Source organism: Paenibacillus sp. 01T422 (assembly GCF_056398785.1).
Window position 1 is genome coordinate 1 of record NZ_JBFTQB010000095.1, and the last position, 11,595, is coordinate 11,595.

General features: G+C 45.8%; 15 protein-coding genes and 1 pseudogene. 12 read left to right on the plus strand and 4 right to left on the minus strand.

All coding sequences use genetic code 11. The annotated features are described in order from the left end of the window. From AC1DUA_RS07580 to AC1DUA_RS07610, 7 genes and pseudogenes are all read left to right on the plus strand, one after another. Positions 1-1,051, plus strand: a 1,051-nt coding sequence (locus AC1DUA_RS07580) for a DNA repair protein RecN (RefSeq protein WP_477499149.1), incomplete at its 5' end; no start/stop codon positions are given. Positions 1,052-1,169: 118 nt separating this feature from the next. Beyond that, positions 1,170-2,510, plus strand: a complete 1,341-nt coding sequence (spoIVB, locus tag AC1DUA_RS07585; RefSeq protein ID WP_477499161.1) for a SpoIVB peptidase — start codon at positions 1,170-1,172, stop codon at positions 2,508-2,510. Positions 2,511-2,743: 233 nt separating this feature from the next. Continuing rightward, entirely contained in the window at positions 2,744-3,547 is an 804-nt protein-coding gene (gene spo0A, locus AC1DUA_RS07590; protein ID WP_477499150.1) for a sporulation transcription factor Spo0A, read from the plus strand. Positions 3,548-3,909: 362 nt separating this feature from the next. Next, positions 3,910-5,004 carry an MBL fold metallo-hydrolase gene (locus tag AC1DUA_RS07595; protein ID WP_477499151.1) on the plus strand — a complete coding sequence of 365 codons (1,095 nt, stop codon included), beginning with the start codon at positions 3,910-3,912 and terminating at the stop codon, positions 5,002-5,004. 90 nt (positions 5,005-5,094) lie between these two features. Beyond that, a complete protein-coding gene (locus tag AC1DUA_RS07600; RefSeq protein ID WP_477499152.1) occupies positions 5,095-5,520 on the plus strand; it encodes a hypothetical protein in 426 nt (141 codons plus the stop codon). 115 nt (positions 5,521-5,635) lie between these two features. Then, positions 5,636-5,866, plus strand: a complete 231-nt coding sequence (locus tag AC1DUA_RS07605) for a hypothetical protein (RefSeq protein WP_477499153.1) — start codon at positions 5,636-5,638, stop codon at positions 5,864-5,866. A gap of 4 nt (positions 5,867-5,870) precedes the next feature. Then, positions 5,871-6,861: pseudogene (locus AC1DUA_RS07610) on the plus strand (cobyrinate a,c-diamide synthase). Between the two features lie 54 nt (positions 6,862-6,915). Here AC1DUA_RS07610 and AC1DUA_RS07615 read toward each other — a convergent pair. Beyond that, positions 6,916-7,182, minus strand: a complete 267-nt coding sequence (locus AC1DUA_RS07615) for a hypothetical protein (RefSeq protein WP_145655423.1) — start codon at positions 7,180-7,182, stop codon at positions 6,916-6,918. A gap of 103 nt (positions 7,183-7,285) precedes the next feature. Here AC1DUA_RS07615 and AC1DUA_RS07620 point away from each other — a divergent pair, with 103 nt between their 5' ends. Continuing rightward, entirely contained in the window at positions 7,286-7,525 is a 240-nt protein-coding gene (locus tag AC1DUA_RS07620) for a hypothetical protein (protein WP_477499154.1), read from the plus strand. On the opposite strand, the gene AC1DUA_RS07625 is transcribed toward AC1DUA_RS07620, so the two are convergent. After that, positions 7,492-7,725, minus strand: a complete 234-nt coding sequence (locus AC1DUA_RS07625; RefSeq protein WP_477499155.1) for a hypothetical protein — start codon at positions 7,723-7,725, stop codon at positions 7,492-7,494. The two genes, AC1DUA_RS07620 and AC1DUA_RS07625, sit on opposite strands and share 34 nt — an antisense overlap. Positions 7,726-7,841: 116 nt before the next feature. Between AC1DUA_RS07625 and AC1DUA_RS07630 the strand changes: the two genes are divergently transcribed. After that, the gene (locus tag AC1DUA_RS07630; RefSeq protein WP_477499156.1) at positions 7,842-8,033 is read left to right on the plus strand and encodes a hypothetical protein; all 192 of its coding nucleotides are present in this window, start codon (positions 7,842-7,844) and stop codon (positions 8,031-8,033) included. Between the two features lie 68 nt (positions 8,034-8,101). On the opposite strand, the gene AC1DUA_RS07635 is transcribed toward AC1DUA_RS07630, so the two are convergent. Then, on the minus strand, positions 8,102-8,287 hold the full coding sequence (locus AC1DUA_RS07635) for a hypothetical protein (RefSeq protein ID WP_145655418.1): 186 nt from the start codon (positions 8,285-8,287) through the stop codon (positions 8,102-8,104). A 123-nt stretch (positions 8,288-8,410) separates the two neighbouring features. Between AC1DUA_RS07635 and steA the strand changes: the two genes are divergently transcribed. Genes steA through AC1DUA_RS07650 form a run of 3 tightly spaced genes read left to right on the plus strand, consistent with a single transcriptional unit; the run spans position 8,411 to position 11,165 of the window. Beyond that, positions 8,411-9,571 carry a putative cytokinetic ring protein SteA gene (steA, locus tag AC1DUA_RS07640; RefSeq protein WP_477499157.1) on the plus strand — a complete coding sequence of 387 codons (1,161 nt, stop codon included), beginning with the start codon at positions 8,411-8,413 and terminating at the stop codon, positions 9,569-9,571. Next, positions 9,568-10,299 (plus strand): glycosyltransferase family 2 protein, encoded by a 732-nt coding sequence (locus AC1DUA_RS07645; RefSeq protein ID WP_477499158.1) that lies wholly within the window; start codon positions 9,568-9,570, stop codon positions 10,297-10,299. Before steA ends, AC1DUA_RS07645 begins: the two co-directional genes overlap by 4 nt. Further along, positions 10,185-11,165 (plus strand): MraY family glycosyltransferase, encoded by a 981-nt coding sequence (locus tag AC1DUA_RS07650; RefSeq protein WP_477499159.1) that lies wholly within the window; start codon positions 10,185-10,187, stop codon positions 11,163-11,165. The genes AC1DUA_RS07645 and AC1DUA_RS07650 overlap by 115 nt, the downstream gene beginning before the upstream one ends. A gap of 17 nt (positions 11,166-11,182) precedes the next feature. Here the strand turns inward: AC1DUA_RS07650 and AC1DUA_RS07655 are convergent, their stop codons facing one another. Then, positions 11,183-11,440, minus strand: coding sequence for a DUF2627 domain-containing protein (locus AC1DUA_RS07655; protein ID WP_477499160.1), 258 nt, complete (start codon positions 11,438-11,440; stop codon positions 11,183-11,185). Positions 11,441-11,595: the final 155 nt, after the last annotated feature.

The following is an 11,595-nucleotide window of genomic DNA, read 5'->3' on the forward strand; positions in this document are numbered from 1 at the left end:
GTATCAAAGCACTTCGGAAGCTTATGATTTCCTTTACGCAACGAATAGGGGCTTAGATGCTGCTGGTAAGGCAGTTTCTAGAATTCAAGATATCGTCCAATTGGACCCGACTAATCTTACGCCACTGCTTGAACAAGCGCAATCTGCTTACTATCAGCTGGAGGATGCCGCCTACCAATTACGCGATTATCGAGAAGGTATTGAGTTCAATCCTTCACGTTTGGATTTTATTGAACAAAGATTGGATACAATCACGTCTCTTCGCCGAAAATATGGAGAGAATATAAAAGAGATCCTGACTTACTTGGAAAAAATAAAAACAGAAGTCGATACCATTGAAAATAAGGACGAGCATATTCGGAAAATTGAAGAGAAGCTTGCTGCCTTGGAAAAGCAATTGGGTGTCGCAGCGCTTGATCTTTCTAATTTGCGCCGCGGAATCGCTCAGCAGCTGGCCGTTCAGATTGAGCATGAACTTCGCGATCTGCAGATGGAGCGGACCCAGTTCCGCGTCCAAGTCGGACAAGTTCTGGACGAGCGTAACGGGATCGAAGTCGAAGGAACGAAAGTGAAATTTTCGCGTCAAGGAATTGATCACGTCGAATTCCTGATGGCGCCTAACCCAGGTGAACCGCTTCGCGGGCTAAGCAAGATCGCTTCAGGTGGGGAATTGTCGCGGATCATGCTCGCTATGAAAACCATTTTTGCGCGTATTGATCAGATTCCTGTTCTCGTCTTCGATGAAGTCGATACAGGGGTAAGTGGACGTGCGGCTCAAGCAATCGCAGAAAAAATGTCTAATTTGTCAGAAAACTGCCAAGTCTTCTCGATTACACATTTACCACAAGTAGCCAGCTTCGCTGACGTACATTTCTACATCCGCAAAGAAGTTGATCAAGACAGAACGTTCACACGCGTGCAAGATATGCCGGATTCCGGTCGAATTGAAGAATTGGCACGGATGCTTGGCGGGGTAGAAGTGACCGAAACGACGCTGCATCACGCAGGGGAAATGCTTGCCATGGCAAGAAATAAGAAAGCAAGGGTATGAAAGTATAGATAGTCATCATTTTCAGTTATAAAACTGGGGGAGTGGGGTTAACTTATAGGTACGCATTTGACGACGCAGTTCGTCAGGGCCTAAGGATGTGTGAGGGAGCGTGAAGATATTGCAATCCAGCAAAAGGAAAAGATTGTTCGGACTCCTGCTCGTCTTCTTCGTTTGTATGGTAAGTTTGTCTCCGCCTTTTCAAAGTTTTGCCTCCTTCCCCCAGGAACTCCGATTGTTTAGCGGCCAAGGGAAGCAGCTACAATTAACGATGCCCGTTAGCGCTCAGGTGACTGTCAAAGACACGGACATTGTGAAAGTAAATGGCAATGCTCAGCACTCATTTCAAGTTAATCTGAACGAACCCATTTCATTACAATCCGATCACTCTGGGCAAACCGAAATGAAGCTCAAGCTGTTCGGCGCAATTCCCATCAAGACAGTGAAAGTGAATGTCGTCCYCGATTTAAAAGTCATTCCCGGTGGCCAAACCATTGGTGTGAAAATTAAATCTGCCGGTATTCTGGTGGTAGGTCATCACTTGGTAACTGTTGCCCCGGACCAAAAAGTTTCACCTGGTGAAGAAGCGAAAATCCAAGTCGGAGATTTGATTACCAAAATCAATGGCAAGGATTCGAAGGATGTCAGCAAGGTTGCAGATCTGGTTGCCAAATCCGGAGAAAGTAAAACGCCTCTTGATCTCAAAATCCTTCGCAACAACGAAGAGATCTCGGTTAAACTTCAACCAGTTTATGATGTCGTAGACAAGTCTTATCGTTTAGGGTTATATATCCGCGATTCAGCGGCAGGTGTTGGTACTCTGACCTTCTATGCTCCTGATCAGGGTGTATACGGTGCTCTAGGGCATGTCATTACGGATATGGATACCCAGACGCCTATTATTGTAGGTGACGGGGATATTGTTTACTCCAATGTGACCTCAATCTCCAAAAGCCACAACGGCGATCCCGGAGAGAAGCATGCTACTCTTTACAAAGACAGTAAAGTGATTGGCAATATCGAACGAAACACGGCTTTCGGTATTTTTGGTAAAATGTATGCTGCTCCCGACCATAGCTTAGATAAAGAAGCGATTCCGGTTGCTTTCGCTGAGGAAGTGAAGGAAGGTCCAGCACAAATTTATACCGTAGTTGAAGGCCAGAAAGTTGAGAAGTTCGATATCCAAGTTGTTCACGTATCTAAACAGGACACGCCAGGAACAAAAGGCATGGTCATCAAAATCACAGATCCTCGTTTGTTAGATAAAACAGGCGGGATTGTGCAAGGGATGAGTGGCAGCCCAATTATTCAAAATGGGAAACTTATAGGCGCCGTCACGCATGTGTTTGTCAATGATCCTACAAGCGGCTACGGCTGTTTCATCGAGTGGATGCTGCAAGACTCAGGGATTATTCTCAGACCATCTAACGGAGCGACTTTCAAAGAATCAAAGGCGAGCTAAAAGCCTTTGGTTCTTTATTTTATTTTAACCTGATTCTACAAGGGAATATCCGTTTTACTTTGAATTTGTCGAAAAATGTAGTATGCAGAAGATAAATATATTATTATATAAGAAAGTGAAATAAAAGAAAAGAAAAATAATATTCGACAGAAGGAATTTAAGTTGGGGTGTCGAATACCTTTCATAAGAGAGAAATAACCAAACCTGCCCAGTAGCTAAAGGAGGATTTTACGTTGCAAAAAATTCAAGTATTACTAGCCGACGATAACCGTGAGTTTACCCATTTATTATCCGAGTTCATTGGTGAGCAAGAGGATATGGAAATTGTAGGGGTCGCGTACAATGGTAATGAAGTTCTTCGTTTTCTCGAGCAACAACGTGAATTACCAGACGTACTCATTTTAGATATTATTATGCCTCATTTGGACGGTTTGGGCGTTCTTGAAAAAATGAGGGAAATGAATCTGCCGGCACAACCCAAAATCATCATGCTTACAGCTTTTGGTCAAGAGAACATCACGCAAAAGGCTGTGCAACTTGGAGCCTCTTATTACATACTAAAACCTTTTGATATGGAAACATTAACGAATCGAATCCGTCAGCTGGTTGGCAATAATCAATCCAATGCGACAACCTCTTCCTCTTCAACACAACGCGCAAATGTCGTACATATGCCTAAAGGAAAAAATTTGGACGCAAATATCACAAGCATCATACATGAAATCGGAGTTCCTGCGCATATTAAAGGGTATCAGTATCTCCGCGAAGCGATTACGATGGTGTATAATAACATCGAAATTTTAGGCGCGATCACCAAAACGCTCTATCCAGCTATCGCTGAAAAGTACAAAACAACGCCTAGCCGCGTTGAGCGCGCTATTCGTCACGCGATTGAAGTCGCTTGGACGCGCGGCAACATCGACAGCATTTCCTTTATTTTTGGCTATACCATTAATATCTCGAAATCGAAGCCGACGAATAGCGAATTTATCGCGATGGTGGCAGATAAGCTCAGAATCGAGCATAAGGTTTCTTGAGACAGTTAGATTCTTTATAAGTCTTTATAACCGTATAAAGGACCCAATGAACCATTTTTGGTTTATTGGGTTTTATTGTTTATTACAAGGGTATTAGAGTGGAGGATTTGGCATGAACTATGAACTCGGCTGACAGGTGTCTGCTTAGTTAGCGTTTGCAAGATTCGGGGAGGCAGGCGGAAGGCCGGAAAGACTACCTATCAAGTAGGTAGCCTTTCCGTAAAGTTTAATTACCAAACAAATGCGCTAATGATTGTCCCGCATCGCAAAAAAATTGGAACCAAACTTTGCATATTTACGTTATACATCTAAGTCAAAACATACTAATCACCGTAAGGTAAAACTTGGAGGCTGCGAAGAAGTTGTTATTATCATTAGCGATTGTTGTAGTGCTTATCGTTGTTATTGTTCTAGTTATGTATGGATATCCGGTTTTTGGGCGACGTCCGTCCAAAGAAAAAGCAAAGAAATTATCAAGCTCTCCCCAATTCGTTAAAGGGAAATTTCAAAATCCTGTTCCGTCGATGATGGAGATGAATTTAAAAACGACGTTGGGTATTTTGCGGGAATTTACCAAAAGTGCCCCTAATCGCCGACCGGCAACACCCTTGGCTATGGATGCCCCTCTTCTGCAAATGGATGCTCAAACGAAAGTAACATGGTTCGGCCATTCAGCCTCATTGCTTACGATCGATGGTAAGGCGCTTTTGCTTGATCCTATGTTTGGCAGAGCACCTTCGCCTTTTCCTTGGTTCGGGAAAGGGAGATACAGCGGCGGATTGCCTTTTGAAATTGCAGAGCTTCCTGAGATTGACGCTGTCGTGTTATCTCATGATCATTATGATCACTTGGATTATGGTTCAATTCTGCAAATGAAGCACAAAGTGAATAAATTTCTGGTCCCTCTTGGGGTTGGAGGCCATCTGGAAAGATGGGGCGTGCCGCCGGAAAAAATCGCCGAATACGACTGGTGGGATGAGTTCACCTACGATGGTCTGACATTTGCATGTACACCAGCAACGCACTTTTCAGGTAGAAGCATGACAGACCGCGGGGCTACACTTTGGTGCTCATGGGTGATCAAGGGCAAGCAGTCTAATGTGTTTTTCAGTGGAGACAGCGGGTATTCCCCTCATTTCAAAGCGATTGGTCAGAAGTATGGCCCCTTCGATGTTACATTGATGGAATGTGGTCAATATGACGAACGCTGGGCTGATATTCATATGCTGCCTGAAGAGACGGTACAAGCCCATATGGATGTGAAAGGAAAGTTGCTTATTCCAATCCATTGGGGGGCATTCACCCTAGCTTTGCATGATTGGTTCGATCCAGTGGAGCGGGCAGTTAGGGCAGCAGATCACAACCATGTCCGCATCGCAACGCCCAAAATCGGCCAAACCGTTAGCGTACATGCAGCAGAATTACCAACGGCTGCTTGGTGGAAGATGAGAAGTTAGCAACTGGAGATGGTAAGAAACTGGATACTGGGTCTTCAGCATGGTATGATGAGTAGATCTAGACAAGTAATCAGGAGAGAAGAATAATTTATGGTTGAGCAAAAAAGTGAAAGAAAATTTCATTTCCTGGGAGTGCTGCTAGGAGTTGCGGTTGATAATTTGGGGACTTTGGTATCAACTGTTTTATTTGGCAGCCTATACTTTGGGAATAACCCAGTGGATGAGCAAGATGTAAGTACATTTTATTCGAATACCATGTTATTGTTGTTGTTTTTAGTGATTGGCCTGTTCTGGTCGTTTCTTGGCGGTTACGTCGCAGCTAGGGTAGCGAAACGTGCAGAATATTTTAATGCTGCATGTATTGGGGTCATAGGGGCGGCTATCGGGTTTGATTCGATGCTGAGCAATAACGGTATCCCATTATGGTATGAGCTAATTGGCTTCTTCGCTATCGTGCCTGTTTCCCTGTTAGGCGGTTATCTCGCTTCGAAGAGGAAAAAGGCGCCATTGAAATGAATATGCTTTTTCAACGAGACTCGGTGCTTCACCGGGTCTTTTGTATTTGGATTTTTCAACATGAAATAAGTTATACTAGTAAGCATTACTTTATTAGTTTGAGAGGAATTTAATCATGCCTAAATATGCGAATGCAAGTGCGGAAGCGACTGATTTTTTACGTCAAAAAACAGGGAGCAGCCAGCTCGAATGCTATACATATATTGACCCGGAGCGGGCGGCAGACAGTTTTTTTATCGTCAAAACTAGCAACAAAGTCATCCATGTATCTTTCTCAGAAATGACTTATGACGCGAGCAGCTATCAAAGCTTACTAGAAGGGCTTTATCGGGCCATCTATGAATAAATGCATGACACGTAGACTTGTTATAGCTGGGACAGGCAGCGGAGTGGGTAAAACAACCTTAACGATTGGCATCATGGCCGCCCTGCAGAAACGAGGATTATCTGTTCAAGGGTTTAAATGCGGGCCAGATTATATTGATCCGACTTATCATACAGCCGAGCTTTGAGCTCCCGGAAAGGCACCTAGGGCTAGTCCCATCGATCGAGAGAGGCGAGCTGCAGTCCTTTTTTGACAAATTGGCTGAACAGGTTGCTACATATGTGAATTTGGACCTGCTGCTTGAAGCGGCGCTGGCACAGCCTGTAGAAAGTCAGCCGCAGCTGTTTGCAGGCGCCGATGCTAATTCGCCGAAGCGTGTTAAAATTGCGGTAGCCAAAGATGCTGCGTTTCACTTCTATTACCCTGAAAACCTCGAACTGCTCGAAGCGGGAGGCGCTCAGTGCGTGTACTTTTCGCCTCTCGCAGGCGAGGGGATTCCAGCAGATGCGAACGGCTTATACATCGGAGGCGGGTTTCCAGAAGAATTTGCGGAGCGTTTAGGAGCTGACGAGCAGGTGAAGGCGTCTTTCCGCAATCGCATTGCGGAGGGACTCCCAACGCTGGCGGAATGTGGTGGGTTCATGTATTTAACGGAGCAAATTGTAGATACAACAGGAAAGGCTTTTAACATGGTAGGCATAGTTCCGGGGAAGGTTACCATGCAGAAGAAGTTAGCAGCATTGGGCTATCGTGAAATAACAGGCATGAATGAAGATAACTTCTTACTCTCATCTAAGGAAAAGGCACGTGGACATGAGTTTCGCTATTCCACTTTTGAAGCGGCGGAGGGAGCCGTTATACCAGCTGCGTTCCAATCGAGTGGACGTATGGGGGTTAAAGCTGACGGGTATGCCAATGGCAATCTTGTAGCCGGCTACACCCATTTGCATTTCGCTTCGAATCCGGAGATTGTGAAGGGATGGATCCGATCTTGTGAGCAGTACAAGGCGAAATAAAGCAAAATGGTTGGTCAGGATATCCTCCTGTCCAACCATTTGTAGCTTCAAGTATTATTTTATAAGTGTTAAAGCTTGATCTGCGATGGAATCTTTATAGCGGTCTAGGCAGTTGCAAAGGTAATCTTTGCGGCAGATCGGGCAAGGTTCTTTCATCAATCTATTCAAATCGGTAACTCTGCCGATTCCGGTTTCGGAATCTCTTTCAAAGAATAAACGGCATTTGTTGCGGTCTTTCAATGAAACGACCACTTCAAAAAGACCATTTTTTTTATTATCACTAACGATTGTTGCATCTACTACTTGCGGATCATAAGCCATAAGTAATTCCTCCTACTAGCATGCCCTTATCTTTATTAGCTTGGGCGCATTAGTATATTATATAAATAAAAAAGTTTAATTTCAATAGGAGGCCCTGACGCTGGTGATAATCGATTATTGTGAACAGGAAATCGTGGAAGGCAAGGTGCAGCTCCATATCGGTCTGCAATTCGAAGATGAGCATGATTCCTTATATGTAGCCGAGTTGGCAGTGGATGATGGCGGCGTTGTTACGGAGTGGAAGCTATTTTTTAATGGGTTTGATTGTAAATATACGTTTCGTCCTGATGAGAAACAAGCCTTCATTCACTATGCGGCTGAACAAGGCATCTCGATTTCATGAAAAAAGGAATCGTCCCCATGTTTATGGTTCAAATTCCTTGATTTGTGCTTATTCAGTTGTTTGGCTTGTAATTCTTTGAGGCTTGGGGTCTTTTTGGATACGGGATTCACGCCGTTCCAGTGTAGACGATGAATGGCGGGATCGAGTTTACCTTCTCGTAAATTACGCTGCCGCAGCTTTTGCGCTTGCGATTTGGACATAGGACGTTCCTCTTTTCGTTGTAGAATGTTGTTTGCACTTCTTTATTGTAAATATCAATGGAACTAGTCGCAATGGAAAGTTTTTATGTAATTAAATTATAGGTGATTCGAAAAGGGTGAGTGATTTGCGTATCAGCATTCAATTGGCTGTAGCCGGCGACATGGTAAAGCAGGACGTGCTCGAAATAGCTGAACATAAGCTCGGGGAAATGACGGAGGAAGAAATAGAAAGTGCGATTGAAATTAAAATTCGAACTTGGGTGGACCGTATGATTCAGGTGGAATGGGAAGTTATGGAAGAGGAATAATGATGGAAAAATAGCTCCGAGGGCGGCAATCCTGCTCTCGGAGCTTTTCTATGTATGACTATGTATGTTTAGTGAACGATAGTGCCCACTCCTGTTTTTTGCAAGGCGTGTTCCCAACTTGGGTAGTAATACAGGGCGTTTTTCATTAGATCAGGATGCAGCTTCTTCACATTTTTCTTGGCTAGTGATTCCCCTGTGCTGTGAAGCTGCACAATTTGGCCTAGCACTTCATCCGCGCTCATGTTTAGCTCCATGGATTCATTTCTCTCCTTTCCTCAAGAATATAACCACAATACTTGCCATTAACTGGGCATATTATACATAGAATTTCATGGCAGAGGACAAAATAGAAGTATCTATAGACGAAAGGAAAGTCGGTGTCTATTTTGAATTGGTCCTCGCTGTCATTGTTTTCTTCTAAGCCGCTGCCGCATTGCAGAGGGAAAATTAGCGTAGGCGCGATTACGAAAGTATTGCTTCGTGATTTGCCCCCTGGGCGCATCGTTGTGCTCCAGCATCGTGACCTCGATGAAGTAGCTGCTCAAGAGCTTATCGATCAGAAAGTAAAGGCTGTCATTAATTGCGAACTGACGATGAGCGGCAGGTACCCGACTCATGGTCCACTTATGCTGCTTCAAGAGCAGATTCCGATTTGGGAAGCAGATGCCGCTGTATTTGAAGCCTTTAGGACAAACGCGGAAATTACGGTTTATGAGGATCGGATCCTGTTGGAGGATCAGGAGCTTTCTTGCAGTCCTTTCACACGTGAAAAGTGGCTCAGCATGCAGCAGCAAGCGAATGAACGGACGACGCAGCTAATGGAGCATTTTATTGGTAATACGTTAACCTATGCCATGCGAGAGATGCATGCGGTTATGGATCCGCTTCCGCATATTGCTCTCCAAACGAATATGGAAGACAGACACGTGTTGATTGTTTCTAGAGGAAAAGGCTACAAAAAGGATTTGCTTGCCGCAAAAGCTTATATTGCCGAAGTGAAACCAGTACTAATCGGAGTGGACGGCGGAGCAGATGCTCTTCTGGAATGCGGCTACTCGCCTGATCTAATTGTTGGGGATATGGACAGTGTCACAGACAGGGCTCTCTCCTGCGGTGCAGAAATCGTTGTTCATGCTTATGCTGATGGAGCCGCGCCGGGTCTTTCGCGAATAGAGGCGTTGGGGCTGCCAGTCCATGTTCTTCCATGTTTTGGGACAAGCGAGGACATGGCGCTGTTATTAGCTTTTGAGAAAAGGTGCGAAGTGTTAGTCACTGTAGGCGCTCGCACGCATATGATTGATTTTCTGGAAAAGGGAAGAGCAGGCATGGGGAGTACGCTCCTGGTAAGAATGAAGATTGGAGCGCGACTAGTAGATATTAAGAGTATTGGCATCTTATATAAGTCTCGCGGTTGGACGAAAGAAGCTAGTTCATCTTTGTTTCTTTCGCTCTTTTTTATCGCATTGGGTCTATTTCAACTGCATTGGATTGTTAAGCGAGTAGCCCATGTCGTATGGAAACTCGGAGGTGAAGGATGAAACCATACATATCCATAATCATTCCTGCTTGGAATGAGGAAGGAAGCATTGAACACACGCTTCGACATCTGCAGGACCAGGCGAATTTGCTGTACAATCCAGCAATGAGAGTTGAAATTATCGTAGTGGATGATGGCAGCTGCGATAAGACTTACGAAGTCGCTTGGCCATGGGCGGACAAGCTGATTAAGCATAAACGCCGCTACGGGAAGGGGGCAGCCATGCAGTCAGGAGTCGCCGAAGCAAGAGGCGATTTGCTGCTCTTTCTGGACGCCGACCTGCGGGCTACGGCCGGCCGGGCGCTTGTGCTCATCGAGCCGCTGCTGCGGCACGAAGCGGACATGGCGATCGCGAAGCTGCCGCCATCCCGCACCAAAGCAGGCTTCGGCTTGGTGAAGGGCTTGGCGCGCCGCGGCATCCGCCAGCTCAGCGGCTATGAGACCGAGGCTCCCTTGTCCGGCCAGCGCGCTGTGCGCGCGGATCGGCTGCGGGAGCTTGGGGAACTTCGACGCGGCTTCGGCGTGGAAGTCGCGCTAACCATCGATGCGGCGCGGCGCGGCCTGCGCATCGTTGAGCTGGACGTGCCAATCTCGCATCGGGAGACGGGGCGAGATTGGTACGGGTTCGTGCATCGCGGCAAGCAATTTGCCGCGGTCAGCTTGGCGCTGCTTTCTCGCTGGAAGGAGAGAAAGCGGTTATGGTACTCATCGGATCGATCCTCGATCTGATTGTGATTGCGGCGGCAGGGCGATGGCTGCTGCCGCACGTTCAGAAGTTCCTAGAGGGCCATAATCAAGTCGAGACCAACTATGCTGGACTGGTGGTCCCGCGTGGACTTGGAGCTCTGCTATGGTTGCTTCTATGGCTGCAGGAGATTATTATACAAGTGGCTGAGTGGGTGATTGAACAAATACGAATGGACTCGTTGACGAGGATTGAATTGGTTGCCGCGAACTCGAACCATTTGGTATTTACTTTTGCTGCTAGCATCATTTTCTTGCTGGGTTGGACGGATGATTTAATCGGCAGCAGGGTCGTGAAGGGTCTAAAAGGTCATTATCGCTACTGGAAAGAAACGAAAACGTTCTCGATGGGAGCTGTTAAGGCGCTTGGAATCGCAATGGCAGCGGGATGGCTGGTGTTGTCAGTCCGAAACGACCACCCCCCCATCTGGTGGATGGGGGGACAAATGCTTCTGCTTATGTTGATGACGAATGCTTTGAACTTGCTTGATGTGCGTCCAGGGCGTTCGTTGAAGTTTTTTTTTACAGGCGTAGTGACTATTGTGCTCGTATGCTTAATGATGGCAATCGATAGCATCCCTAAGTTATTTCCGATATGGCCAGTATGCTTAGGGGGATATTTGGTATATCGCATGGATGTTCGAGGTCGGGGCATGCTGGGGGATGCCGGAGCGAACCTGCTAGGTTTTACGCTTGGATATACCGTCATCATGACCCTTCCGTGGGAGATTCAATGCCTGATTGCTAGTGTCCTCATCTTGCTGCATAAACAGGCTGAAGTGAGTTCCATTACCGCACTTATTGAGCGGAACCGATTCTTGAATTGGTTAGACCGTCTAGGCCGGACTTGAGAAATTGAGGGTCCGGTCTATTTGCGCCGTTTGGCTTTAAACTTAGGAGCTAAATAATTGCGTTTGCGGTCGCGGAAGAACGTCCACCCGCCAATAAAAGCAACACCCAATATAAAAAGTATTAAGCCGAGAAAAAATTTCCCCCACAACATGTGGCCGTCTGTGTCGAATTGAGCAAAAAAAGCGTCTTTCATGGAGAGAAAACCATAAGTTGCTGTCAAACCGGGAATAACGAGTAGAAGAATGGCGATAAATCGGTAAAATGGTGCTTTCATAGCTGCTCCTTACATCTAGGTATCATGGTATTTCTATCATCATACTCTGAAACGGTTTGCCTGTCTAATTCACAAATAAGACTATGATTTCACGTTCAAAAAAGGTTAATATAGTAGAGACTAGCGTATACATATGATGGTACTGAGGGCTATAG